26 protein-coding genes are annotated in these 25,415 nt (G+C 38.5%); 25 read left to right on the top strand and 1 reads right to left on the bottom strand.

The window, feature by feature from the left end; translation table 11 throughout:
• Position 1: 1 nt before the first annotated feature.
• The 4 genes from pknB to spoVM all read left to right on the top strand — a co-directional run bounded on the left by pknB (position 2) and on the right by spoVM (position 3,906).
• Complete coding sequence (gene pknB / locus DZB84_RS02305) at positions 2–1,960, top strand: Stk1 family PASTA domain-containing Ser/Thr kinase (protein ID WP_116350624.1); 1,959 nt, start codon at positions 2–4, stop codon at positions 1,958–1,960.
• 73 nt (positions 1,961–2,033) lie between these two features.
• Positions 2,034–2,918 (top strand): ribosome small subunit-dependent GTPase A, encoded by an 885-nt coding sequence (gene rsgA / locus DZB84_RS02300; protein ID WP_116350623.1) that lies wholly within the window; start codon positions 2,034–2,036, stop codon positions 2,916–2,918.
• Positions 2,919–2,920: 2 nt separating this feature from the next.
• Positions 2,921–3,568, top strand: coding sequence for a ribulose-phosphate 3-epimerase (gene rpe / locus DZB84_RS02295; protein ID WP_116350622.1), 648 nt, complete (start codon positions 2,921–2,923; stop codon positions 3,566–3,568).
• 257 nt (positions 3,569–3,825) lie between these two features.
• Positions 3,826–3,906, top strand: coding sequence for a stage V sporulation protein SpoVM (gene spoVM / locus DZB84_RS02290; protein ID WP_010282530.1), 81 nt, complete (start codon positions 3,826–3,828; stop codon positions 3,904–3,906).
• A 78-nt stretch (positions 3,907–3,984) separates the two neighbouring features.
• Here spoVM and rpmB read toward each other — a convergent pair whose 3' ends face one another.
• Positions 3,985–4,173 (bottom strand): 50S ribosomal protein L28, encoded by a 189-nt coding sequence (rpmB, locus tag DZB84_RS02285; RefSeq protein ID WP_010282529.1) that lies wholly within the window; start codon positions 4,171–4,173, stop codon positions 3,985–3,987.
• 272 nt (positions 4,174–4,445) lie between these two features.
• Between rpmB and DZB84_RS02280 the strand changes: the two genes are divergently transcribed.
• The 21 genes from DZB84_RS02280 (at position 4,446) to rplS (ending at position 25,390) form a co-directional block, all read left to right on the top strand.
• Positions 4,446–4,808: an Asp23/Gls24 family envelope stress response protein gene (locus DZB84_RS02280; protein ID WP_116350621.1), complete on the top strand. Its 363-nt coding sequence runs from the start codon at positions 4,446–4,448 to the stop codon at positions 4,806–4,808.
• A 16-nt stretch (positions 4,809–4,824) separates the two neighbouring features.
• Positions 4,825–6,507, top strand: coding sequence for a DAK2 domain-containing protein (locus DZB84_RS02275; protein WP_116350620.1), 1,683 nt, complete (start codon positions 4,825–4,827; stop codon positions 6,505–6,507).
• A 337-nt stretch (positions 6,508–6,844) separates the two neighbouring features.
• Positions 6,845–7,507 (top strand): L-serine ammonia-lyase, iron-sulfur-dependent subunit beta, encoded by a 663-nt coding sequence (sdaAB, locus tag DZB84_RS02270; protein ID WP_116350619.1) that lies wholly within the window; start codon positions 6,845–6,847, stop codon positions 7,505–7,507.
• A gap of 169 nt (positions 7,508–7,676) precedes the next feature.
• Positions 7,677–8,564, top strand: a complete 888-nt coding sequence (gene sdaAA / locus DZB84_RS02265; protein ID WP_116350618.1) for an L-serine ammonia-lyase, iron-sulfur-dependent, subunit alpha — start codon at positions 7,677–7,679, stop codon at positions 8,562–8,564.
• A complete protein-coding gene (gene recG / locus DZB84_RS02260) occupies positions 8,557–10,605 on the top strand; it encodes an ATP-dependent DNA helicase RecG (RefSeq protein ID WP_116350617.1) in 2,049 nt (682 codons plus the stop codon). Before sdaAA ends, recG begins: the two co-directional genes overlap by 8 nt.
• Positions 10,606–10,718: 113 nt before the next feature.
• On the top strand, positions 10,719–11,297 hold the full coding sequence (gene fapR, locus DZB84_RS02255; protein WP_116350616.1) for a transcription factor FapR: 579 nt from the start codon (positions 10,719–10,721) through the stop codon (positions 11,295–11,297).
• 55 nt (positions 11,298–11,352) lie between these two features.
• Positions 11,353–12,354, top strand: coding sequence for a phosphate acyltransferase PlsX (gene plsX, locus DZB84_RS02250; RefSeq protein ID WP_116350615.1), 1,002 nt, complete (start codon positions 11,353–11,355; stop codon positions 12,352–12,354).
• 12 nt (positions 12,355–12,366) lie between these two features.
• Entirely contained in the window at positions 12,367–13,311 is a 945-nt protein-coding gene (gene fabD, locus DZB84_RS02245) for an ACP S-malonyltransferase (RefSeq protein ID WP_116350614.1), read from the top strand.
• A gap of 1 nt (position 13,312) precedes the next feature.
• Complete coding sequence (gene fabG, locus DZB84_RS02240; RefSeq protein ID WP_116350613.1) at positions 13,313–14,053, top strand: 3-oxoacyl-[acyl-carrier-protein] reductase; 741 nt, start codon at positions 13,313–13,315, stop codon at positions 14,051–14,053.
• 96 nt (positions 14,054–14,149) lie between these two features.
• Positions 14,150–14,383 (top strand): acyl carrier protein, encoded by a 234-nt coding sequence (locus DZB84_RS02235; RefSeq protein ID WP_010282514.1) that lies wholly within the window; start codon positions 14,150–14,152, stop codon positions 14,381–14,383.
• A gap of 250 nt (positions 14,384–14,633) precedes the next feature.
• Positions 14,634–15,365: a ribonuclease III gene (gene rnc / locus DZB84_RS02230; RefSeq protein ID WP_116350612.1), complete on the top strand. Its 732-nt coding sequence runs from the start codon at positions 14,634–14,636 to the stop codon at positions 15,363–15,365.
• A 387-nt stretch (positions 15,366–15,752) separates the two neighbouring features.
• Complete coding sequence (gene smc / locus DZB84_RS02225; RefSeq protein ID WP_116350611.1) at positions 15,753–19,322, top strand: chromosome segregation protein SMC; 3,570 nt, start codon at positions 15,753–15,755, stop codon at positions 19,320–19,322.
• A gap of 18 nt (positions 19,323–19,340) precedes the next feature.
• Entirely contained in the window at positions 19,341–20,330 is a 990-nt protein-coding gene (gene ftsY, locus DZB84_RS02220; protein WP_116350610.1) for a signal recognition particle-docking protein FtsY, read from the top strand.
• A gap of 126 nt (positions 20,331–20,456) precedes the next feature.
• Positions 20,457–20,786 carry a putative DNA-binding protein gene (locus tag DZB84_RS02215; protein WP_116350609.1) on the top strand — a complete coding sequence of 110 codons (330 nt, stop codon included), beginning with the start codon at positions 20,457–20,459 and terminating at the stop codon, positions 20,784–20,786.
• Positions 20,787–20,798: 12 nt separating this feature from the next.
• Positions 20,799–22,139, top strand: coding sequence for a signal recognition particle protein (ffh, locus tag DZB84_RS02210; protein ID WP_116350608.1), 1,341 nt, complete (start codon positions 20,799–20,801; stop codon positions 22,137–22,139).
• A 150-nt stretch (positions 22,140–22,289) separates the two neighbouring features.
• Positions 22,290–22,562 carry a 30S ribosomal protein S16 gene (gene rpsP, locus DZB84_RS02205; RefSeq protein WP_077617792.1) on the top strand — a complete coding sequence of 91 codons (273 nt, stop codon included), beginning with the start codon at positions 22,290–22,292 and terminating at the stop codon, positions 22,560–22,562.
• Between the two features lie 14 nt (positions 22,563–22,576).
• Complete coding sequence (locus DZB84_RS02200; RefSeq protein WP_116350607.1) at positions 22,577–22,807, top strand: KH domain-containing protein; 231 nt, start codon at positions 22,577–22,579, stop codon at positions 22,805–22,807.
• Positions 22,808–23,260: 453 nt separating this feature from the next.
• Positions 23,261–23,647, top strand: coding sequence for a YlqD family protein (locus DZB84_RS02195; protein ID WP_116350606.1), 387 nt, complete (start codon positions 23,261–23,263; stop codon positions 23,645–23,647).
• Between the two features lie 12 nt (positions 23,648–23,659).
• Complete coding sequence (gene rimM / locus DZB84_RS02190) at positions 23,660–24,172, top strand: ribosome maturation factor RimM (protein WP_116350605.1); 513 nt, start codon at positions 23,660–23,662, stop codon at positions 24,170–24,172.
• Between the two features lies 1 nt (position 24,173).
• Positions 24,174–24,911: a tRNA (guanosine(37)-N1)-methyltransferase TrmD gene (gene trmD / locus DZB84_RS02185; RefSeq protein ID WP_116350604.1), complete on the top strand. Its 738-nt coding sequence runs from the start codon at positions 24,174–24,176 to the stop codon at positions 24,909–24,911.
• Positions 24,912–25,045: 134 nt separating this feature from the next.
• A complete protein-coding gene (gene rplS / locus DZB84_RS02180; RefSeq protein ID WP_057996892.1) occupies positions 25,046–25,390 on the top strand; it encodes a 50S ribosomal protein L19 in 345 nt (114 codons plus the stop codon).
• Positions 25,391–25,415 lie beyond the last annotated feature (25 nt).

Raw genomic sequence — 25,415 nt, 5'->3', positions numbered from 1 at the left:
TATGCTTATTGGAAGACGATTAAGTGGTCGTTATAAAATTCTCGAAGTCATTGGTGGGGGCGGAATGGCGAACGTATATCTTGCGCGTGACGTAATTCTCGAACGAGATGTTGCCATTAAAGTTCTCCGGTTAGATTTTTCAAATGATGAAGAATTTATCAAGCGCTTTAGACGAGAAGCCCATGCGGCTACAAGTTTGGCTCATCCAAATATTGTGAGTATTTACGATGTTGGTGAAGAAGAGGATATTTATTATATCGTAATGGAGTATGTTCCTGGCCAAACCTTAAAACAATACATACAACGAAACGCACCACTGCATCCAAAAGAAGCAATTAACATTATGTTGCAGCTCACGTCTGCGATCACACATGCACACCAAAATCAGATTGTTCACCGTGATATTAAACCACAAAATATCCTAATCGATCATGACGGGACAGTAAAGGTAACTGATTTTGGGATTGCAGTTGCACTTAGTTCAACAACTATAACGCAAACAAACTCTGTGCTAGGATCAGTTCATTATTTATCACCCGAACAAGCGAGAGGTGGCATGTCAACACGAAAGTCTGACATCTATTCTCTTGGGATTGTGATGTTTGAGCTCTTAACAGGCCGTGTTCCTTTTGAAGGTGAATCTGCAGTATCCATTGCACTCAAGCATTTGCAAACAGATACTCCTTCACCAAAAAGATGGAACGCTACAATACCACAGAGTGTTGAAAATATTATTTTAAAAGCGACTGCAAAAGACCCATTCCATCGTTACGATACCGCTGAAGAAATGGAAGAGGATTTGCAGACAGCACTTTTTCCAAATCGTTTAAACGAAGAAAAATTTGTTATACCGGATATGGATGATGAAGTGACAAAAGCCATACCGATTATCAAAGATAATAGCCCATTATCAACTGAAACACTGGTTAGAGACTCTCAGAAGAACACGAATCAATCTGAGAAGGACGAGCCAAAACCAAAGAAAAAGAAGAAAAATAGGCTTTTAGTAACGCTTGCCATCATCTTTTTCTTTATCATTGGAGCTGGTGTAGCAGCAGTTACGGTTTTTCCGGCTTTATTTTTACCGAAGGATGTTGAAGTACCTAATGTTTCAAATATGGAATATGATCGAGCAGTTGCCAAATTGAAGGAAGCTGGTTTTACGATTGGGGATACAATTGAAATCAGTGATCAAGAAATCCAAGAAGGATATATCGTCCGGACAGACCCTGAAGCAGGTGCTTCAGTAAAGGAAGGCGCCAAGATTGATTTATATGAAAGTACCGGTAAAAAGAAAGTGGCCTTTAAGGACTATATTGGTAAAGATTTCGAGGAAGTTAAGGCCAAATTAGATAAAGAAAATTATTTTTATGTAAAAAAGGAAGAAGTATTTGATGACAGTGCTCTTGGAACCATCCTTAAACAGTCTATTGAAGAAGGAGAAGAAGTTGTTCCAGAAGAAACCGAAGTTACCTTTACGGTAAGTAAAGGACTTGAAACTATTAAACTTGCTGATTTAACAAAATATCCAGCAAATGCACTTGATGAATACTCAAGGACAACGGGGCTCAATATCGACTACAAAGAAGAACAATTTTCAGATGATATACCAGCAGGCCAAGCGATTTCTCAATCACCAGAAAAAGGGGCCGAGTTAACCAAGGGTGACAAGGTCAAAGTAATTATGTCAAAAGGTCCTGAGCCGAAAAAGCCGGTAACGGTTAAACGTACTTTAACAATTGAATATACACCTGATGAAGAAGGCAATCCACAATTGGTGAAAATTTATATTGAGGATGCAGATCATAAAATCACGGACGTATATAAACAGATTGAAATCAAGGAAACACAAAAAATTGATATTAATTTTGTCATTAATCCAGGCGAAACTGCAGAATACCTGGTGTATATTGACAATGAACCTTCTCTGAAAGAGGAAATTCCGTATCCAGAAGAATAGGTTGAAAATGGGTAGTGTTTATGTTGGTTACCTGATATGTCGTGACGAACGAAACGAAACAAGGAGTGAAACTATGCCAGAAGGCAAAATCATTAAAGCATTAAGCGGTTTTTATTATGTTCAAGATGAAAATGGAGAACTGATTCAATGTCGTGGTAGGGGGGTCTTTCGGAAAAATAAAGTCACCCCATTGGTAGGCGATCATGTTTTATTTCAAGCAGAAAATAATACGGATGGCTATATTTTAGAAGTATTGGAACGTAAAAATGAATTGGTTCGTCCGCCAATTGCAAATGTTGATCAAGCTATTTTAGTTTTTTCGGCGATTAAACCCGATTTCAGTCCTTTGTTGTTAGATCGCTTTCTTGTTTTAGTTGAATCAAACGATATAGAACCTATTATTTGTATTAGTAAAACGGATTTAATTTCGGATGATGCGGTTCAAGAAATAAAGGAATATGCAAGAAACTATCGAGATATCGGTTATCATGTCTTGTTAACGTCGACGAAGGAAAAAGAAGGGCTTGACCAGCTGTTACCATTATTGGAAAATCGAATTTCTGTATTTGCTGGTCAATCTGGAGTAGGGAAATCCTCCTTGTTAAATTCGCTTCGACCAGACTTAGAATTAGAAACAAATGAAATTTCAATGTCATTGGGCAGGGGAAAACATACGACAAGACATGTTGAATTAATTGAAATCGGCAATGGGCTTGTAGCAGATACCCCAGGATTTAGTTCGTTGGAATTTCTTACAATTGAAGCTGAAGAACTTCCATATTGCTTCCCAGAAATATATGAAGCAGGTGCAAATTGTAAATTTCGTGGTTGCACACATATTTCTGAGCCGAAGTGTGCTGTCAGACAAAGCGTAGAGGACGGAAGTATAGAACAATTCCGTTATGACCACTATGTAAGTTTTTATGAAGAAATAAAGGAAAGAAAGCCGAGGTATTAATCATGATTAAAATTGCACCATCCATTCTTTCAGCAGATTTTGCAAAGCTTGGAGAAGAGATCAGGGATGTTGAAAATGGAGGAGCAGACTATATTCATGTAGATGTCATGGATGGTCATTTTGTTCCAAATATTACAATCGGTCCACTCATCGTAGAAGCGATTAGACCTATTACTAAATTGCCATTAGATGTTCATTTGATGATTGAAAATCCTGACCAATATATTCCTGCTTTTGCAAAAGCAGGGGCCGACTTTTTAACGGTTCATGTTGAGGCATGTCCACATCTACATCGTACCATCCAGCTAATCAAATCTCATGGTGTAAAGGCAGGTGTCGTTTTAAACCCAGCCACTCCAGTCGATTCGATTAAGCATGTGATTGAGGATATTGATTTAGTGTTGTTAATGACAGTGAATCCTGGATTTGGTGGGCAAAAATTCATCCATTCTGTCCTTCCTAAAATTGAGGAAGTTGCACAGATGGTAAAACAAAAGAATTTGAATGTTGAAATCGAAGTTGATGGAGGAGTCAATCAAGAAACGGCAAGACTTTGTGTGAATGCTGGTGCAAATGTATTGGTTGCCGGATCAGCTATTTATAATGAAGAAGATCGGAAGGCAGCAATTGAAAAAATTCGTAGTTTGTAAAAAGAGCAGAAATTTCTGCTCTTTTTTTATGCTTTCTTGCATATTACTTCTAAGTGAGAACGATGTTTTGTAATAATCTTCAATTGAATTGTACTTTTTTTCATCTATAAGGCATAAGAATGTTTTAAGAGGTTTCCATGAAATTGCTTTTATTTATATGTACTATGGTACTATTTTTTTTCATTTGAATATTATTAATAAGGTAGACCGTGTGAATTCAAAGAAAGTACGTGGATATTGCATTGAGGAGGGAAAGTATGAAATTTTATACAATTAAGTTACCAAAGTTCTTAGGCGGTATCGTCCGTGCGATGTTAGGATCTTTTAAAAAAGGATAAAAAAAGCACCGTCCATAGGTGCTTTTTTTGTGCGAATTTTTAGCTCTTACAAATTGTAAGAGCTAATGCGTTTCTTTATTACACGCGTTCTACTTTACCAGATTTTAATGCTCTTGCAGAAACATATACGCGTTTTGGTTTACCATCAACTAAAATACGAACTTTTTGTAGGTTAGCTCCCCATTTACGTTTTGAAGCGTTCATTGCATGGGAACGAGCATTACCAGTAGTAGTTTTTCTACCAGTGATTACACATTTACGTGCCATTCTATTTCCCTCCTAACTTGCACAGCAACAATCAAACATATCGCTTTCTTCATAGAAATACTTATATAATTTATCATAACTAATGGGATATTGCAATACTTCATAACCAGGGTTTAAAGGAAAAATACTTGTCAAGACATAGAAATTATTAAAAGTTATATACTAAATGATAATGAATCCAAAATAGAACCTGATGAATTACTTTTAAAATATGCGATATTATAGTAAAATGACTGTAGCCAAGGTGAACAATTATAAAGGGGGAGTCTCTCATGTCCATCGAATTAAAAACAAAGTACGGACAAATTGATATATCAAACGATGTAATTGCAACGGTTGCTGGTGGAGCTGCTATCGATTGTTACGGGATCGTCGGAATGGCGTCTAGAAAGCAAATTAAAGATGGTATCTCTGAGCTTTTACGAAAAGAAAATTTTGCCCGTGGTATTGTTGTTCGTCAAGAAAATGATGAAGTGCATATCGACATGTACATAATTGTAAGTTATGGCACGAAAATTTCTGAGGTTGCCCACAATGTTCAATCTAAGGTGAAATATACATTAGACCAAACAGTAGGACTTGCTGTAAGCTCGGTTAATATTTACGTGCAAGGAGTTCGTGTAACGAACCCATAAAGAGGAGGAAAATTGAGTGTCAATTACTACATTAGATGGAAAACGTTTTGCAAAAATGGTGTTATTAGGAGCTACTCATTTATCTAATAACGCAAAAATGGTAGATGCCCTTAACGTTTTCCCTGTTCCAGATGGTGATACCGGAACGAATATGAATCTTTCCATGACATCTGGTGCAAAAGAAGTAAAAAATAATGTTACCCCACATATTGGTAAAGTCGGTGCATCATTAGCACGAGGATTATTAATGGGTGCCCGTGGTAACTCTGGGGTTATTCTATCTCAGCTTTTCAGAGGCTTTTCCAAGGCTATCGAACAAAAGGAAACGTTAAATGCTGCTGAATTTGCCCACGCATTTGAGATGGGCGTGGAAACAGCATATAAGGCTGTTATGAAGCCTGTTGAAGGAACGATATTAACAGTTGCAAAAGATGCTGCTAAACGTGCGGTTGCTGTTGCAGATAACGAGTCTGATATCCTTGTTGTAATGGACGAACTTTTAAAAGAAGCAAAGGCGTCATTAAATCGTACACCTGATCTATTACCTGTATTGAAGGAAGTTGGGGTTGTTGATAGTGGTGGACAAGGTTTAGTACTTGTTTACGAAGGATTCCTATCAGAGCTAAAAGGTGAAACAATTGAGAACATGTCAATTGCATCACCATCAATGAATGAACTTGTCAATGCAGAACATCATAAAAGTGTTCAAAGTCATATGAATACCGAGGATATCGTATTTGGTTACTGTACAGAATTTATGGTGAAGTTTGAACAGGAAAAAACGAGCAAACATCCATTTTCTGAAGAACAGTTCCGAAATGATTTAAGTCGTCTTGGTGATTCATTATTAGTAATCTCTGATGATGATATTGTGAAAGTACATATCCATTCCGAGCAGCCTGGTGAGGTTTTATCCTATGGTCAACGTTATGGAAGCTTAATCAAAATGAAGATAGAAAATATGCGCGAGCAGCATACAGCTATTCTAAATGAAGATGAAGCACATGCTCCAGTGCAGGAGAAACGTAACAAAGAAAAAGAGAAATTTGCGATCATCACTGTTGCCATGGGTACGGGAATTACTGAGTTATTTAAGAGTATCGGTGCACATGTTGTAATTGAGGGTGGCCAAACGATGAATCCAAGTACTGAGGATTTTGTAAAAGCAATGGAATCAGTACATGCGGAAAACTTTATCCTTCTGCCGAATAACAAAAATATTATTATGGCAGCTGAACAGGCAGCTTCTGTTGTAGAAGGAAATGTGATCGTTGTTCCTTCACGAACTGTGCCTCAAGGGATGTCTGCATTACTTGCATTTAACCCATCAGGTGAATTAGATGCAAATAAAGAAACTATGACAAGTGCATTAAGCAATGTAAAGACTGGTCAAATCACATATGCAGTACGTGATACCAATATCGATGGAATCGACATTGCTAAAGATGATTTCATGGGAATTGCAGATGGAAAAATTGTTGTTACCGACAAGGATAAATTAAAAGCTGCAAAAGACCTTTTAGCAAAGATTATTTCTGCTGATGACGATGAAATTGTAACGATTATTTATGGTCAGGACGCTTCAGAGGATGAGGTAAATGCAATTGTCCAATATCTTGAAGAAGAATATGAGGACATAGAAGTTGAAGCACATAATGGTGAGCAACCACTTTACGCATTTATTTTCTCAGTTGAATAAAGTTACAAAATAGAAGGGATTTATCCCTTCTATTTCAATGTCTGGGGAGAATTTCCTGTAGATAAAAAAGTCAGAGACAAATAGAGTAATATGTAGGAACATAGTTTTGCCTTACTCCATATAACAATATACTGTCAGATAAAAATCTGACTGTATATTGTTAAGCCTCCGGCGGATGCCACAGATTTTTTAAAGGAAGTTTTTCGAGCAGTAAGCTCAAAGACTAAGTACGCCACTTCCTGTGGCAACGTCTTTATGACCCACTTCCTGTGGGCCTAAAAATCTGGGCGCAAATACGCCGAGGCATATTTGATTAAGTAAGTAAGGGGGAGAGTAGATGAAGTTTAGAAGTGTTTTTGATATTATTGGTCCGGTTATGATTGGTCCTTCAAGCTCACATACAGCAGGGGCAGCTCGTATCGGGAGGGTTGCTAGAAGCTTGTTTGGTCGTGAACCAAAATGGGCGAACATTTCCTTCTATGGATCATTTGCCGAAACCTATAAAGGTCACGGGACAGATGTTGCAATCATTGGTGGTTTGCTTGATTTTGACACATTCGACGAAAGAATTAAAACCTCATTGGAAATTGCAAAAGAGGCAGGTATTCAGATAAAGTTTGTTGAAGAGGAAGCTATACCAGAACACCCTAATACCGCACGAGTTTCTATCGGTGATGATGAAGGGGAATTGGAGCTTGTTGGTATTTCTATAGGTGGAGGAAAAATTGAAATTACTGAGTTGAACGGGTTTCAGCTTCGTTTATCTGGAAATCATCCAGCTATACTTGTTGTTCACAATGACCGTTATGGTGCAATTGCTGGTGTTGCGAATGTGCTTGCGAAATATGCCATCAATATTGGACATATGGAAGTGGCACGGAAAGAAAAAGGAATGCAAGCTCTTATGACAATTGAAGTGGATCAAAACATCGACGAGCATGTTTTAGATGAACTTTCTACTTTACCCAATATCTTAAAGGTAACTAAAATTGTCGAATAAGCATCATTTATTAAACGTTTACACGTTATTCATGTCTAGCTCCAAGCGCCAATGGCTCACGGGTCTAAGCCAATCGCTTCGGAAGGTAAAATGACCTTCTGTCAGCGCTTGTCTTATGCTTGTCGCCTAAAACTGCGCACCTTGCACTTTTCTGACAGGAGGTTTTTATATGTTTCGTAATGTTGCTGAGTTAGTAGAACTTGCTACTACTAAAAATATGAAAATAGCAGATGTGATGATTGAACAAGAGGTTGAAGTAACAGGAAAAACCCGTGAAGAAATCATTGCTCAAATGGAACGTAATTTAGAAGTAATGGAAAAAGCTGTTGAAAGAGGGTTAGCCGGTGTTTCATCCCATTCTGGTTTAACAGGTGGAGATGCGGTTCTCTTACAAGATTATATAAAAAAAGGAAACTTTTTAACTGGTAAAACAGTTTTAGATGCTGTCAGTAAGGCTGTTGCAACAAATGAAGTCAATGCTGCAATGGGAACGATTTGTGCAACACCTACTGCTGGTTCTGCTGGTGTAGTGCCAGGGACTTTATTTGCTGTAAAGGATAAATTGAATCCGACAAAAGAGCAAATGGTTCAGTTTTTATTTACTGCTGGAGCTTTTGGATTTGTTGTTGCAAACAACGCTTCGATTTCAGGTGCTGCAGGTGGATGCCAAGCGGAAGTTGGTTCTGCTGCTGGAATGGCTGCAGCAGCAATCGTTGAAATGGCAGGTGGAACTCCACAACAATCTGCTGAAGCAATGGCAATTACGTTAAAAAACATGCTTGGACTTGTCTGTGACCCAGTTGCTGGGCTTGTCGAAGTGCCGTGTGTGAAGCGTAATGCAATGGGAGCAGCAAATGCGATGGTGGCTGCAGATATGGCATTAGCAGGTGTTACAAGTCGTATCCCATGTGATGAAGTAATCGATGCAATGTATAGAATAGGTCAAACAATGCCGACGGCGTTAAAAGAAACAGCGCGGGGAGGGCTAGCGGCAACCCCAACAGGTCGTGCACTTGAGGCAAAGATCTTTGGGATTTCGCTAAACAAAAGTGAATAGTCATTTACAGCAGCCTGTTACTGAAATTAAAGGAATCGGTGAAGAGACAGGTTTACAGCTTAATGAGATGCACATTTTCACTATTTTTGACCTACTTTTATACTTTCCATATCGATTTGAAGATTATAGTTTGCGAGACCTTGCCGAGGTCAAGCATGAGGAGAAAATTACGATTGAGGGTAAGGTTCATAGTGAACCGCTGTTAACCTATTATAATCGTAAACGATCTCGCTTAACCTTTAGGGTCTTAGTAGGTCGCTATTTAATAACAGCGACCTGTTTCAATCGCCCGTATTATAAAAACAAAATCTCGTTAAACGATACTGTAACGATTACAGGAAAATGGGATCAGCATCGGCAAACCATAACTGTCAGTGAGATTGTTTTTGGTCCGATGATAAAAGATAACCGCATAGAGCCTGTGTATTCAATTAAAGGAAAAATCACGATAAAAGGAATGAAGCGTTTTATTGCGATTGCCCTCGAGCAGTTTGGCGACCAAATTGAGGATAATCTTCCTGAACAATTATTAACGGCATATCGGCTTTTACCAAAGAAGGATGCAATTAAAATTATGCATCATCCAACTAGTCATCAGGATTTAAAACAAGCGAGACGTCGTTTTGTGTACGAAGAATTTCTGCTTTTTCAACTGAAAATGCAAGCATTAAGGAAGTTTGAGCGAGAACAAACGGCCGGTTCAGCCATGGAGTTTCAAACCGATAAACTAGAAGATTTTATGAATAGGTTGCCATTCCCATTAACAAATGCCCAAAATCGAGTTGTTACTGAGATTATGAATGACCTGCGCTCCCCGTATCGAATGAATCGATTACTTCAAGGTGATGTTGGTTCAGGAAAAACGGTTGTAGCAGCCATCTCCTTATATGCTGCTATTCTTTCGGGTTATCAGGGAGCATTAATGGTCCCAACGGAAATTTTAGCTGAACAGCATGCCCAGTCACTTGTTGAGCTTTTCTCAGATTACGGGTTAAATATTCAACTGTTAACAAGTTCTGTTAAAGGTAAACGAAGAAGAGAAATCCTTGAACAGCTAGAATCAGGTGATATTCATATATTAGTAGGTACACATGCGCTTATCCAGGATGAAGTCAATTTCCATAAGCTTGGGCTCGTCATAACAGATGAACAGCACCGCTTTGGTGTTGAGCAACGGAGGATTTTAAGGGAAAAAGGCGAAAATCCCGATGTCCTTTTTATGACTGCAACCCCAATCCCAAGAACACTTGCCATTACTGTTTTTGGTGAGATGGATGTTTCGGTAATCGACGAAATGCCAGCAGGACGGAAGAAGATTGAAACGTATTGGGTGAAGCATGAGATGCTTGAGCGGATTTTGGTATTTATTGAAAAAGAGTTGGCTAAAGGCAGACAAGCCTATGTCATTTGTCCGCTGATCGAGGAATCTGATAAGTTGGACGTTCAAAATGCGATAGATGTTCATACGATGCTCTCCTTTCATTTTCAAAACAAGGCAAAAGTTGGCTTAATGCATGGTCGATTGGCAGCAGATGAAAAAGAAGATGTAATGAGACAATTTAGTGAAAATGAAGTTCAAATTCTCGTATCCACAACAGTAGTTGAGGTAGGTGTGAACGTCCCAAATGCGACATTGATGGTGATTTATGATGCTGAACGTTTCGGTCTTTCACAGCTACACCAATTGCGGGGACGTGTCGGAAGAGGTAAGGAACAGTCCTATTGTATTCTTCTTGCGGATCCAAAATCTGAGGTTGGGAAAGAAAGAATGCGGATCATGACAGAAACTAACGATGGTTTTGTTCTTTCAGAAAAAGATTTGGAGCTTCGTGGACCTGGGGACTTCTTCGGTCGGAAACAAAGTGGTGTTCCTGAATTTAAGGTAGCAGATATGGTTCATGATTATCGCACATTAGAGGTGGCGCGAAATGATGCGGCGAAATTAATTAATTCGAAGGCGTTTTGGGAGGATTCCTCATACAAACACCTACGGGACGATTTGTTGCAATCCGGTATTTTAGATGGAGAAAAATTGGATTAAACCATTTGTTTTTAGGGGTGGATTGTAAGGATATTTTTTCTTGCAATCTGCTTTTTTTAATTATATACTTACTATTAGTACCTAGTCATAAGAGTGCGGACGGTGTATTTTTAATGAGAAGAAATAAAAAAGAACGGCAGCAATTGCTTCAAGAAACGATTGAAATAAATCCTTTTATTACGGATGAAGAGTTAGCTGAAAAATTTAAGGTGAGTGTTCAAACGATTCGTTTGGACCGATTGGAATTATCGATTCCTGAACTTCGTGAACGAATCAAAAATGTTGCTGAGAAAAAACTAGATGATGAAGTGAAAGCTTTGCCAATTGAAGAAGTAATTGGTGAAATTATAGATATTGAACTAGACCAAAGTGCAATTTCAATCTTTGATGTAACAAATGAGCATGTGTTTAAACGAAACCAAATTGCTCGTGGGCACCATCTCTTTGCCCAAGCAAATTCACTGGCGGTAGCTGTAATTAATGATGAACTTGCGCTTACTGCCAAAGCTAACATTCGGTTTACGAGACAGGTAAAAGTAGGGGAACGTGTCGTCGCGAAAGCAAAAGTGAAGGGTGCTCAGGAAAAAGATAGAACAATCGTAGATGTAAATAGTTATGTTGGAAACGAACTCGTATTTTCTGGTGAATTTACAATGTATCGTTCTAATAAACAAGTAAAAACTGATTTATAATAGAGAACAATACGTGTAGACAACTACCTAATAGCAAACAAAGGAATGATACAAGATGAAACTTGCGATAGATGCAATGGGTGGAGATCATGCCCCAGAAGAAATTGTTAAGGGTACAATGACTGCATTAAAGCATTTTAAAGACCTTGAAGTAACACTAATTGGTGATGAAGCAAAAATTCGTCAATACATAACTGAAGAAGATAGGATTACAATTATACATACAACCGATGTAATTGAAGGTACGGATGAACCTGTTCGAGCCGTTAGACGGAAAAAGAATGCATCCATGGTCTTAATGGCGAAAGAAGTAAGTGAGGGCCGGGCTGATGCGTGTATTTCAGCTGGGAATACGGGCGCTCTCATGACGGCAGGACTTTTTATCGTTGGTAGAATTGAAGGAATTGACCGTCCAGCATTAGCGCCTACACTCCCAACTTTAGATAAAAAAGGTTTTCTTATGTTAGATGTAGGCGCAAATGTTGATGCCAAGCCTGAGCACTTGCTTCAATATGCCATCATGGGATCAATCTACTCGGAAAAGGTTCGAGGAGTGGTGAATCCAAGAGTGGGTTTATTAAATGTCGGTACGGAAGATAAAAAAGGAAATGATCTTACCAAACATGCTTTTGAATTAATCAAAGCTACAAATCTCAATTTCGTTGGAAATGTAGAGGCCAGAGATTTACTAGACGGAGTAGCAGATGTTGTTGTTACAGATGGATTTACAGGAAATGTAGCATTAAAAACAATCGAGGGTACTGCTCTTTCTATGTTTAAAATGCTAAAAACAGCTTTTACAAGCAATCTAAAGAGTAAAATAGCGGCAGGACTTTTAATGCCAGAATTAAAGGTATTGAAAAAGACGCTCGATTACTCAGAATATGGTGGAGCAGGACTATTCGGCTTAAATGCACCTGTAATCAAAGCACATGGTTCTTCAGATGCCAATGGTATATTTAGTGCAGTAAGACAAACATACGAGATGGTTGAAAAAGATGTTTCAGGAACAATACGTAAAACACTAGAGGATATCAATCCAAAAGTAGATGAATAGGGGGAATGTAGAATGAGTAAGATTGCATTCGTTTTTCCAGGACAAGGATCTCAAGTTGTAGGAATGGGGAAGGAATTAGCTGATTCTTCAGAAGTTGTTCATGCGATTTTTACAAGAGCTGACAAAGCCTTAGATGAGGAGCTTTCTTCTCTGATTTTTAACGGACCACAGGACACACTCACATTAACAGTGAACGCACAGCCGTCTCTATTAACAACAAGTATTGCAATTCTAGAAAAATTCAATGAAGCAGGTATAACACCTCATTATGTTGCCGGTCATAGTCTCGGTGAGTACACGGCTTTGGTCGCTTCTGGTGCATTAAGCTTTGAAGATGCTGTACGTACAGTTCGTAAACGCGGTGAGTTCATGGAGGAAGCCGTTCCTGCAGGACAAGGAACAATGGCAGCAATTCTTGGAATGGGTAGCGAGGACCTACAAGCGGTAACAGATGAAATTTCTGCAGCAGGTCATCCAGTCCAGCTTGCGAATATCAACTGTCCTGGGCAAATTGTGATTTCAGGGGCTGCCGAAGGTGTGAGGCAGGCTTGTGAATTAGCGAAAGAAAAAGGTGCGAAACGTGCTATTCCACTCGAGGTTAGTGGACCTTTCCATTCTTCATTAATGGAACCAGCAGCCGAAAAGCTACGTTCAGTACTAGATCAAATTGAAATTAATGATGCATCTGTTCCTGTCGTAGCAAATGTGAATGCTATGGAAATGACATCCGCTGACCAAATTAAAGAAAATCTAGTAAAGCAATTGTATTCTCCTGTACTATGGGAAAATTCAGTTCAATACATGCTTGAACAAGGTGTAGACACTTTTATCGAAATTGGACCTGGTAAGGTTCTCTCTGGATTAATAAAAAAAGTAAATCGCAGAGTTGCAACATATGCAATTAGCGATTTAGAAACACTTGAATCAACCATTCGTGCGTTAAAGGAGGGAAATTAAGATGTTAAGTGGAAAAGTAGCATTGGTAACGGGCGCTTCACGTGGAATCGGCCGCACGATTGCAATTGAACTTGCAAAAGCAGGTGCGAAGGTTGCGGTAAACTATTCCGGAAGTGAGCAAAAAGCGAATGAAGTAGTCGATGAAATTAAAGCATTAGGACAAGAAGCATTTGCGATACAAGCAAATGTATCTGATGCAGATTCTGTTACTTCTATGGTAAAAGAGGTTATTGCAACATTTGGTAGTCTTGATATTCTAGTTAATAATGCAGGAATTACACGAGACAATTTATTAATGAGAATGAAAGAAGAAGAATGGGACGATGTTATTAACATTAACCTTAAAGGCGTGTTTCTCTGCACAAAAGCTGTTACAAGACAAATGATGAAGCAGCGTTCTGGTAAAATTATCAATATCGCCTCTATCGTAGGGGTTAGTGGTAATCCTGGACAAGCTAATTATGTTGCAGCAAAAGCAGGTGTGATTGGCTTAACAAAGACAGCTGCTAAAGAATTAGCGAGTCGTAATATTAACGTTAACGCTGTTGCACCAGGGTTCATTACGACAGATATGACGGATAAACTTCCTGAAGATGTAAGAAACGAAATGCTTAAATTAATTCCTCTTGCAAGATTCGGTGACACAACCGATATTTCTGGAGCTGTTTTATTCCTAGCATCAGACCAAAGCAACTATATGACAGGTCAGACCCTTCATATTGACGGCGGAATGGTTATGTAAAAAAGAAAAAGAGCGAAATCGATATCCTTTTTACTAAACGCGCTTGCGCTTTTCTAGTAAAACCAAATATAATACCTTGAGGGGAGGTGAATGGAAATGGCAGATGTTTTTGAGAGAATTACAAAAATCGTGGTTGACCGCTTAGGTGTTGAAGAATCAGCAGTTACTTTAGAGGCTTCTTTTAAAGATGATCTTGGAGCGGATTCACTAGATGTTGTTGAACTAGTTATGGAACTTGAAGACGAGTTTGACATGGAAATTTCAGACGATGAGGCTGAAAAAATTTCTACAGTTGGTGACGCTGTTAATTACATAAAAAGCCAGCTATAATTCTTAAAATGCAAAAGTCCCGTTATATAACGGGGCTTTCTTAAAGTGTCTAGCACAAGCGCCTAGCCCCTCGAGGTCTAATAACCTGTGTCAAGAAAAGTCAAAGAGCGACTTTTTTTGCCACAGAACATTAGCTTGTCGGGCTTGCACAGGATGTGCTGACGTCTACGTTTGCCACAGGACGTGGTGGTATTTAGTAGACGTTCCACTCCTAAGGCGTTTGCGCTTTTCTCATTGGAGGTTACGTAAGGTGAAGCGGATAAATAAAGACAAAGGCAATAAGTTCACTCCGAAATTTAACGCTTTTCAGGAGCGACTAGGGATTCATTTTCACAATGAAAGTCTACTTATTCAAGCATTTACACATTCATCTTATGTGAATGAGCATCGAAAAAAGCCGCATGAAGACAATGAACGGCTTGAATTTTTAGGAGATGCTGTTTTAGAGCTAACCATTTCACAGTTTTTATTTAAAAAATTTCCAATCATGAGCGAAGGTGAATTAACGAAGATGCGGGCAGCCATTGTTTGTGAACCGTCTCTAGTTACATTTGCAAATGAGCTAAAATTTGGGGAACTTGTTTTACTTGGAAAAGGTGAGGAAATGACTGGTGGAAGAGAGCGACCTGCCCTGCTTGCTGATGTGTTTGAAGCATTTATCGGGGCATTATACCTTGATAAAGGCTTAGAGGTAGTAAACCAGTTTTTAGATCAAACAGTGATTCCTAAAATTAATGCGGGTGCTTTTTCTCATGTGATGGATTATAAGAGTCAGCTTCAAGAGCTTGTGCAACGAGATGGTACTGGAATTATCGAATATAAGGTGCTCCAAGAAAAAGGACCAGCCCATAGTCGTGAATTCATTTCTAGGGTATCCCTAAATGGTGAGGAACTTGGGATAGGTACAGGTAGATCGAAAAAAGAAGCTGAACAGCATGCAGCAGAAATTGCTTTGAAAAAGCTGAAAAGCAAACAACAATAAGGTAGTGCACCCCACGATTTCGTGGGGTTATATTTTTGCCATCGGCTGTTTTCGTAATCTTTGTTGTCTTTGACATAAATGATATTGAGTTAAGCGGAAGGTGGCGACTCCAGCGTGAAAAGCGTGAGACTTGAGACCCCACAGGAGCGACCAGTAGAACGAAGCCTAAAAGCGCCACGTCCTGTGGCAACTGCTCCGTGACCTACATTGTGTTGGACTGATGAGGCTCAAGCCACGCCCGAGGAAAGCGTCCACCTGCGGCTGAATAGCTATAATCTTTTAGAATAGAGCAATTGCTATTAAAGGTTGCTTTAAAAAGTAATCCAATAAAACATTAGTTTGTGTTAAAATATGTAGGACTTGAATTTCGAATTGAGGGGGAAGTTTATGTTCCTCAAACGTTTAGATATAGTAGGATTTAAATCGTTTGCTGAAAGAATTGCGGTAGATTTTGTACCTGGTGTAACGGCTGTCGTTGGACCAAATGGTAGTGGAAAAAGTAATATTACAGACGGAATCCGTTGGGTTCTTGGAGAACAGTCTGCAAAATCATTGCGCGGCTCGAAAATGGAAGATATCATTTTCGCGGGAAGTGACAGCCGGAAAGCATTGAATGTGGCTGAGGTAACATTAACATTGGATAACGAAGACCACTTTTTACCTATCGATTATCATGAAGTGAGTGTGACACGCCGCGTCTATCGGTCTGGTGAAAGTGAATTTTTTATAAATAAACAAGCATGTCGACTAAAAGATATTGTTGATTTATTTATGGATTCCGGACTTGGTCGTGAAGCTTTTTCGATCATCAGTCAGGGGAAAGTAGAAGAAATTTTAAGCAGTAAAGCTGAAGAACGAAGAAGTATATTTGAAGAGGCTGCGGGCGTTTTGAAATATAAAACCCGTAAAAAGAAAGCAGAATATAAGCTTGCAGAAACACAGGAAAATTTAAATCGAGTTAACGACATTATTCATGAGCTTGAATCGCAAATTGAACCATTACAAATCCAGTCTTCGATTGCAAAAGACTATTTGGAGAAGAAAGAAGAACTGGAAAAAATTGAAGTCGGTTTAACTGTATTTGAAATTGAAGATCTTCACGACAAATGGGAGAAGCTATCTAAGCTTGTTGAAGAGCATAAAGAGCAGGAACTAGCATTAAACACAAAACTCCAAAGCAAGGAAGCGAAAATCGAGGAGCTAAGATCTGGAATTGAGGCGACAGATTCATCGATTCATGAGCTTCAACAGCTTCTTCTACGTACTAGTGAGGAACTAGAAAAATTAGAAGGTCGAAAAGAAGTCTTAAAAGAACGCAAAAAAAATGCGACACAAAATAAAGGTCAGCTTGAAAACTCAATTCATGAGTTATCACAAAGGCTAGAGAGCCTGAACGAGAAAAAACAAACAGAGCAACATGAATTATCAAAGCTTAGTGAAGAAGTAAGAGAGCTTGAACAACAACTAAAAGATAAACAAATTTTGCTTGCATCGTATGATCAAAACATCGAAGAAAAAATCGAAAATTTAAAAAGTGATTATTTTGAGTTGTTAAATAAGCAAGCCTCCTACCGTAACGAAATGGGTTATATTAAGGAACAGCTTGCACAGCAAGAAGCGAAAGAAAATCGTTTAAATGATTCAAATCAAAAATATTTGACAGAACGCAAGGAAATCCTTGATGAAAAAGTACGACTTCAAACAAAGCTTTCTGTTATTGAGCAAGAAATTAACCATCAAATTGTTTCATTTAGAGACTTACAAACTAAGCTAGAAAATAATAAGAAAAACTATCAGAAGCAAGAGAGTATGCTTTACCAAGCTTATCAATACTTACAACAAACGAAGTCAAGAAAAGAAATGTTAGAAGAAATGCAGGATGATTATTCTGGATTCTTTCAGGGTGTTAAGGAAGTTTTAAAAGCAAGAAACGAACACCTTGAAGGAATTGAAGGCGCAATTGCTGAACTTATTCATGTTCCAAAGGAATATGAAACCGCGATTGAAATTGCATTAGGTGCAGCAACACAGCATATTGTCGTGGATAACGAAAAAAATGCAAGAACAGCGATCCAGTATTTAAAGAAAAACTCTTTTGGTCGCGCAACATTTTTACCAATGAATGTGATTAAGGAACGTTCGATTTCGGCAACACAGCTTGTTGCTATCAAGGGACATTCTGCGTTTATTGGTGTAGCTTCCGAATTAGTTACCTTTGAAGAAAGATATCACTCCATTATCGCAAATCTGTTAGGAACCATTTTGATTACGACAGATTTAAAAGGTGCGAATGAACTTGCATCCCTTGTAGGGCACAGGTATCGAGTGGTTACCCTTGAAGGTGATGTTGTCAATCCGGGTGGTTCGATGACAGGGGGAGCTGTTAAACAGAAATCAAATTCTTTACTGAGCCGTGGTAGGGAGCTTGAGAGCATCACAGAAAAGCTTGCTGATATGGAAGCGAAAACGGCTGATCTTGAAAAAACAGTCAAGGATAAGAAAAAGCAAATCACAGAACAAGAAGATCAGCTTGAAAAGCTTCGTCAAGCTGGTGAAACATTGCGCTTAAAAGAGCAAACGATTAAAGGTGAATACAGAGAAGTGGCTTTAAAAGAGCAAAATGTGAACGAGCATTTGGAATTGTATGATGATGAAAAGCAACAGTATCAAGTAGATAAGGAAAGAATGACTGGTCGACTAGAAGAGCTGAAATCTGAATTAGCTAACCTAGAGGAAGAACTTCACTCATTAAATGAGACCATCAATCAGCTTAATTCACAAAAGTCTGACCAACAGACATCACGAGAAACGGTGCAAACAGAAATTACAGATCAAAAGGTTATTTTAGCAAGAAAAAAACAAGCGCTTGAACATCAACAAGAGAAAATGAATCGCTTAGAAGAAGAAATGAATGAAGGACTTGCTAAACTAACTGATTTGAAAGAGGATTTATCGCTTCTTGATAATGAAATGACCTCAAGTAATTCTGGAGAAATAGAACTCGAAGAAGCTGCAAAGCAAAAATCAAGTGATAAAAATAATACCATTCAAACGATTAGCAATAAAAGGGATCATCGCCTGAAACTACAAACAACACTTGAAGATCTTGAACGTGAATTGAAGGAATCAAGACGTCAACATAAGCAACTTGTAGATATTTTACAGGATGAAGAAGTGAAGGTGAACCGCTTGGATGTTGAATTGGAAAATTGTTTAACCCATCTACGCGAGGAATATTTATTAACCTACGAAGCTGCAAAAGAACAATTTCCACTTCAAATTGAAGTTTCTGAAGCTAGAAAGAAGGTAAAGCTAATAAAGCTTGCAATTGAAGAACTTGGTACGGTAAACCTTGGCGCAATTGACGAGTATGACAGAGTTTCTGAGCGTTATACGTTTTTAACTGAACAACAAAATGATTTGCAGGAAGCAAAGGATACATTGTTCCAGGTTATAGACGAAATGGATGACGAAATGAAAAAGAGATTTGAATCTACTTTTACAAGTATCCGATCGCATTTTGAAACTGTCTTTCAAGCACTTTTTGGTGGTGGACGAGCCGATCTTCGACTAACAGACCCCGATGATCTTTTAAATACAGGGGTTGAAATTGTCGCTCAACCACCAGGGAAAAAATTACAAAACCTAGGTCTTTTATCGGGTGGAGAAAGGGCATTGACGGCAATTGCGTTATTATTTTCAATCCTTAAAGTTCGTCCTGTCCCATTCTGTGTACTGGATGAGGTTGAAGCAGCGCTTGATGAAGCAAATGTCTTCCGATTTGCGCAATATTTAAAGAAATTTAGCAATGAAACTCAATTTATTGTGATCACCCACCGAAAGGGTACGATGGAAGAAGCAGATGTATTATATGGTGTGACCATGCAGGAATCAGGCGTATCCAAACTTGTTTCAGTTCGTCTTGAAGAATCGAAAGAATTGGTTACCCAAAACTAGATTGAAAGGGGATTTTACATGAATTTTTTTAAGAAATTAAAAGAAAAGATTACAAATCAAACTGATGCGGTTACTGAAAAATTTAGGGATGGCTTATCTAAAACTCGTAATTCCTTTTCCGAACGAGTGAATGATTTAGTTGCCCGTTATCGTAAGGTTGATGAGGACTTTTTCGAAGAACTTGAAGAAATTTTAATTGCTGCAGACGTCGGTGTTTCAACTGTTATGGAACTAATCGATGAATTGAAAATGGAAGTAAAGAAAAGATACATTCAGGATACAAAAGAGGTTCAAGGTGTTATTTCAGAAAAACTCGTCGAAATTTATCAAGGCGGTGAAGAAAAATCACCGAAGCTTAATATTCAGGATGAAGGACTCACAGTCATTTTAGTAGTCGGTGTAAATGGTGTTGGTAAAACAACATCTATTGGAAAAATTGCAAATCGCTTGAAAAATGAAGGGAAATCAGTCCTATTAGCAGCAGGTGATACATTCCGTGCCGGTGCGATTCAGCAGCTTGAAGTTTGGGGCGATCGAGTGGGTGTAGATGTGATCAAACAATCAGAGGGCTCAGATCCCGCAGCGGTCATGTATGATGCAGTACAAGCGGCAAAATCTCGTAATGTCGATGTATTAATTTGTGATACGGCAGGACGTCTTCAAAACAAGGTCAATCTAATGAAAGAGCTTGAAAAGGTAAAACGTGTGATCGAACGTGAATTACCAGGTGCTCCCCATGAAGTATTGCTCGTTCTTGATGCGACAACTGGACAAAACGCTTTAACACAGGCGAAAACATTCTCTGTGGCTACAAATGTAACAGGTATTGTGTTAACTAAGTTAGACGGAACAGCTAAGGGCGGTATTGTCCTTGCGATTCGAAATGAACTAAACATTCCTGTGAAACTGGTTGGATTAGGAGAAAAAGTTGACGACCTCCAAGAATTCGATGCTCAAAACTACGTATATGGTCTATTCGCAGATTTGGTCGAAAAAACAGAAGAATAAAACGTTTAAAAGAGAGCCTATCGCCCAGGCTCTCTTTTAAGTAAAGTAAATTAACTTGACAACGCATTGTAAAGTAGGTAAACTAGTGAATTGTAAAGGTATTTCACTTAACAAGGGGGAGATACTATGATTGAAAAAACAATGAGAATGAACTATCTCTTCGATTTCTATCAATCGTTGTTGACACCAAAGCAACGAAACTATATGTCTTTATATTATTTAGATGACTTTTCCCTTGGTGAAATAGCAGAGGAATATGAGATTAGTCGTCAAGCGGTCTATGACAATATCAAGCGTACAGAGACAATGCTTGAAGAGTATGAAGAAAAACTGTTACTATTTCAGAAATTTCAAGAGCGCAGAAAACTGTTTACTGAGCTAAAACGACTTTCACATAAATATGATGATAGCGTAGAGCTTCAAAATGTGATACAGTTGCTTGAGAAATTAGAATAGGAGGCGGCAAGAATGGCATTTGAAGGATTAGCCGACCGACTGCAAGGAACACTTCAGAAAATTCGCGGTAAAGGAAAAGTATCAGAATCCGATGTAAAAGAAATGATGCGTGAGGTTCGTCTTGCCCTACTTGAAGCAGACGTTAACTTCAAAGTTGTCAAGGATTTTGTAAAGCGTGTAAGCGAAAGAGCTGTTGGACAAGAAGTAATGAAAAGTTTAACTCCGGGACAGCAAGTTATCAAAGTCGTTCAGGAGGAACTTACTGCATTAATGGGTGGCGAGCAAAGTAAAATTGCGGTTGCCAATAGACCGCCAACTGTTATTATGATGGTTGGTTTACAAGGTGCAGGTAAAACAACAACTACTGGTAAGCTTGCAAATCTATTACGAAAAAAACATAACCGTAAACCACTTCTTGTAGCCGCAGACATCTATCGTCCAGCTGCGATAGATCAATTGCAAACTTTAGGAAAACAACTTAATATGCCGGTCTTTTCTCTTGGTGACAAAGTTAGTCCTGTTGAAATTGCAAAGCAGGCAATTGAAAAAGCAAAAGAAGATCATCATGACTATGTATTAATCGATACAGCCGGTCGCTTGCACATCGATGAAGAACTGATGGACGAGCTCAAGCAAGTCAAAGAAGTGGCTAAGCCTGATGAGATTTTCCTTGTTGTGGATGCAATGACGGGACAGGATGCAGTCAATGTGGCACAAAGCTTTAATGATTTATTAGGTTTAACTGGCGTTGTTTTAACAAAGCTTGATGGAGATACCCGTGGTGGTGCGGCATTATCTGTAAAGGCTGTTACAAATACACCAATTAAATTTGTGGGACTTGGTGAAAAGCTAGATGCGCTAGAAGCATTCCATCCAGAACGTATGGCTTCACGTATTTTAGGGATGGGGGATGTTCTTTCACTCATCGAAAAAGCCCAAGCTTCTGTTGATGAGGATAAAGCAAAAGAGCTAGAACAGAAATTTAAGTCAATGTCTTTCACATTTGATGATTTCCTCGAACAGTTAGCACAAGTGCGTAAAATGGGTCCTCTTGATGAGATCCTAGGTATGCTACCAGGCGCTAACAAAATGAAGGGTCTTAAGAATGTTCAGGTTGATGATAAACAAATTGGCCATGTTGAAGCAATCATTCGTTCCATGACAAAAGTTGAAAGAGAACAACCTGAAATCATCAATTCAAGTCGTAAAAAGCGAATTGCAAAAGGTAGCGGTCGAACTGTTCAAGAGGTCAACCGTCTATTAAAGCAATTTGAAGACATGAAAAAGATGATGAAGCAAATGACAAACATGACAAAAGGAAAGAAAAAAGGATTTAAGTTTCCTTTTATGTAAGTAAGAAAATAAGTAAAAGTTCATTACTTTGCTTAAAAAAACGTAGTAATAATAACCATTTCATAGATGTAAAGAAAAAACACTTTACAAACAGTTGTGGAACAGTTAATATTATATCTTGTTGAAATATTTTCGGAGGTGCTATATAAAATGGCAGTAAAAATTCGTTTAAAACGCATGGGAGCAAAAAAATCTCCTTTCTATCGTATCGTAGTAGCTGATTCTCGTTCACCACGTGATGGACGTCAAATTGAAACAGTTGGAACTTATAATCCAGTTGTTCAACCTGCAGAGGTTAAAATTGATGAAGAATTAGCATTAAAATGGTTACAAAATGGTGCAAAACCATCTGATACTGTCCGTAACTTGTTCTCAAAACAAGGTATTATGGAAAAATTCCATAACGCAAAAAACGGTAAGTAATGGGTAACTCACAGATGAAAGAGTTGATTGAAACAATTGTACAGCCGCTTGTTGATCATCCTGATGACGTCGAAGTCACTGAGACTTCCGACAACCGTAATATCACCTATTTACTAAGTGTAAATAAAGAAGATATGGGTAAAGTAATTGGGAAACAAGGCCGTGTCATTAAGGCGATTAGAACTGTTGTTTATGCAGCAGGAACTGGCCATGATAAACGAATTCATCTAGAAATTAACGAATGATTATGAGAAAAAAAGGGAGAGGGTAACCTCCCCCTTTTTTCTGTATTGATGATTAACACTTTAGGAAAAGTCTTATGAATTGGCTGTTTTCTAAGTTTTGTTGATTTTGATATGATTGTTCAAAAGGACTGGTAATTATTTGTCTTCCTGTGATTTCAGCGGATGGTACGAGATCCTCGAAAATGCATGCATTTTCTTCGTGCAGTGCAGCTTCAAGGAAGCAAACTCAACGTCCTGCGGGAATAGCGAGCCAAGCAAGACCAATTAATGTTCGAAGCCTAAGAGCGCCACGTCCTGTAGCAACGGCTTCGTGACCTACATCGTGTAGGCCTGAGGAGGCTTGTGGATCGCCCGCGGAAAGCGAGTACCAGGAGCGGAAATCACCCTATGTTTTAAAAGCGACAATCTTTTAGAAGTGAGCCTATGAATTAAATGGTAAGGGTTGTGTGGTGTATGAAAATCATCCAGACAGTTGAAGTGAAACAAGTTTTAACTGAAAAAAGTAAGTCAAAGCTTATTAGTTCGCTGCAAACGAACAAAGACCAATTACTTAAAGAGTGCGACCAACTTAAATTTGAACTTAAAAAAATGGAAAGACTGCAAAAGTTCGATCCGACTAAAATCAAACTTTATTTTACAAATGAAATGGACCTTAGACAGGAAAAAGTAAAACAACTCGAGTTTCAAATCGAACAAATACATATGCTACCAATAGGCAGTGAAATAAAAGAAAAAGAAGTCCGATCCATTATTGACATAAATGTAGGCGACAACTGGGATGAAAAAACAGCAGCACGAACAATCGTAATTAAAGAAGGTATAGTTGAAGAAATTCGTTAGGGGTGAAAAGAAATGGATAAATGGTATAACGTCGGAAAAATTGTGAATACACATGGAATCAAAGGTGAGGTTCGAATTATCTCAAGAACTGATTTTCCTGAGGAACGATACAAGATAGGGAATACCTTATATATTTTTATGGAAGATAAAGACCCAATTGAGGTTAGAGTCCAATCTTACCGAACTCATAAAAATTTTGATTTAGTTACCTTTGAGGGCTACGATAACGTCAACGAAGTAGAACGTTTTAAAGGTGCACTTGTCAAAGTTCATGAAAGTCAGTTGGGGGAATTAGATGACGGTGAATACTACTTTCATGAAATTATCGGCTGTACGGTTGTAACTGAGGAAGGCGAAGAACTAGGTGCCATCAAAGAGATTTTAACACCAGGTGCAAACGATGTTTGGGTTGTAAAGGGAGCAAAAGGTAAAGAAATATTAATTCCGTATATCGATGAGATCGTTAAGGAAATTGATGTGGAGGATAAAAGAATTACCATTCACCTAATGGAAGGATTAATTTAACATGAAAATTGATATCTTAACTTTGTTCCCTAACATGTTTAATGGTGTATTAGGTGAATCTATTTTAAAAAAGGCTCAAGAAAAAGAAAAGGTCTCGTTTCGAGTTGTTAATTTCCGTGAATACGCGGATAACAAACATCAAAAAGTCGACGATTATCCATATGGCGGCGGAGCTGGAATGGTATTAATGCCACAGCCGATTTTTGATGCGGTGGAGGATTTAACGAAACAAACAGAAACTAAGCCGAAAGTCATTCTTCTTTGTCCTCAGGGTGAAAGATTTACCCAGCAAAAAGCGGAAGACCTAGCCAAAGAAGAACACCTCATTTTTATCTGTGGCCATTATGAGGGCTATGATGAGAGAATTCGTGAACATTTAAGCACAGAAGAAATTTCAATTGGGGATTTTGTCTTAACTGGAGGCGAGCTTGCTGCAATGGTGATATCGGACAGTGTTGTAAGACTCTTGCCAGGTGTACTTGGAAATGAGGATTCGCCTGTCCTAGACTCCCATAGTACAGGATTATTGGAGCATCCCCACTATACAAGACCAGCAAATTTTAGAGGAATGACCGTACCTGAAGTGTTATTGTCAGGAAATCATATGCATATTGAAGAATGGCGAGAAAAAGAATCACTTCGACGAACCTATAAAAGAAGACCAGATTTACTAGAAAACTACCAGCTATCACCTAAGCAAGAAAAATGGGTCGAAGAATTTAAATTAGATGAAGAGTAGCTATTGCAACAACAGCAGGATTATGGTAAGATACTCTTTGTGACTTGGGCAATTTGTCCTTTGTCTTATTAAGATGTTCCGCTGCAATGAATGGATATTGGTAAGAGCATCTGTTGGAAGGAGTTGAAGAGACGATGCAAAACATTATTGAAGAAATCACAAAAGAACAATTAAGAACTGACCTTCCTGTATTCCGTCCTGGAGATACTGTACGTGTACACGTGAAAGTTATCGAGGGTACTCGTGAACGTATTCAGGTATACGAAGGTGTTGTGATTAAGCGTCGTGGTGGTGGAGTTAGTGAAACATTCACTGTTCGTAAGGTATCTTACGGAGTAGGTGTTGAACGTACATTCCCAGTGCATACACCAAAAATTGCGAAGCTTGAAGTAGTACGCCGTGGTAAAGTACGCCGTGCGAAATTATACTACTTACGCGAACTTCGTGGTAAAAAAGCACGTATTAAAGAAATTCGATAATAAAAAAGAAAGGAGCTTGTATAAA

Source organism: Bacillus sp. HNG (assembly GCF_003400205.1).
Lineage (GTDB): Bacteria > Bacillota > Bacilli > Bacillales > Bacillaceae_L > Ferdinandcohnia.
Note: the sequence above shows the minus strand (reverse complement) of the source record. Positions and strands in the feature narration are given on the sequence as shown.

Coding starts and splice junctions, on each gene's coding strand:
- sdaAA (WP_116350618.1), top strand. CDS start 7,677: ATGTTTCGTAATGTTGCTGAGTTAGTAGAACTTGCTACTACTAAAAAT.
- plsX (WP_116350615.1), top strand. CDS start 11,353: ATGAAACTTGCGATAGATGCAATGGGTGGAGATCATGCCCCAGAAGAA.
- fapR (WP_116350616.1), top strand. CDS start 10,719: ATGAGAAGAAATAAAAAAGAACGGCAGCAATTGCTTCAAGAAACGATT.
- spoVM (WP_010282530.1), top strand. CDS start 3,826: ATGAAATTTTATACAATTAAGTTACCAAAGTTCTTAGGCGGTATCGTC.
- DZB84_RS02235 (WP_010282514.1), top strand. CDS start 14,150: ATGGCAGATGTTTTTGAGAGAATTACAAAAATCGTGGTTGACCGCTTA.
- trmD (WP_116350604.1), top strand. CDS start 24,174: ATGAAAATTGATATCTTAACTTTGTTCCCTAACATGTTTAATGGTGTA.
- DZB84_RS02280 (WP_116350621.1), top strand. CDS start 4,446: ATGTCCATCGAATTAAAAACAAAGTACGGACAAATTGATATATCAAAC.
- fabD (WP_116350614.1), top strand. CDS start 12,367: ATGAGTAAGATTGCATTCGTTTTTCCAGGACAAGGATCTCAAGTTGTA.
- rpsP (WP_077617792.1), top strand. CDS start 22,290: ATGGCAGTAAAAATTCGTTTAAAACGCATGGGAGCAAAAAAATCTCCT.
- fabG (WP_116350613.1), top strand. CDS start 13,313: ATGTTAAGTGGAAAAGTAGCATTGGTAACGGGCGCTTCACGTGGAATC.
- rimM (WP_116350605.1), top strand. CDS start 23,660: ATGGATAAATGGTATAACGTCGGAAAAATTGTGAATACACATGGAATC.
- rpe (WP_116350622.1), top strand. CDS start 2,921: ATGATTAAAATTGCACCATCCATTCTTTCAGCAGATTTTGCAAAGCTT.
- rsgA (WP_116350623.1), top strand. CDS start 2,034: ATGCCAGAAGGCAAAATCATTAAAGCATTAAGCGGTTTTTATTATGTT.
- rpmB (WP_010282529.1), bottom strand. CDS start 4,173: ATGGCACGTAAATGTGTAATCACTGGTAGAAAAACTACTACTGGTAAT.
- sdaAB (WP_116350619.1), top strand. CDS start 6,845: ATGAAGTTTAGAAGTGTTTTTGATATTATTGGTCCGGTTATGATTGGT.
- pknB (WP_116350624.1), top strand. CDS start 2: ATGCTTATTGGAAGACGATTAAGTGGTCGTTATAAAATTCTCGAAGTC.
- smc (WP_116350611.1), top strand. CDS start 15,753: ATGTTCCTCAAACGTTTAGATATAGTAGGATTTAAATCGTTTGCTGAA.
- DZB84_RS02215 (WP_116350609.1), top strand. CDS start 20,457: ATGATTGAAAAAACAATGAGAATGAACTATCTCTTCGATTTCTATCAA.
- DZB84_RS02195 (WP_116350606.1), top strand. CDS start 23,261: ATGAAAATCATCCAGACAGTTGAAGTGAAACAAGTTTTAACTGAAAAA.
- DZB84_RS02200 (WP_116350607.1), top strand. CDS start 22,577: ATGAAAGAGTTGATTGAAACAATTGTACAGCCGCTTGTTGATCATCCT.
- ftsY (WP_116350610.1), top strand. CDS start 19,341: ATGAATTTTTTTAAGAAATTAAAAGAAAAGATTACAAATCAAACTGAT.
- rplS (WP_057996892.1), top strand. CDS start 25,046: ATGCAAAACATTATTGAAGAAATCACAAAAGAACAATTAAGAACTGAC.
- ffh (WP_116350608.1), top strand. CDS start 20,799: ATGGCATTTGAAGGATTAGCCGACCGACTGCAAGGAACACTTCAGAAA.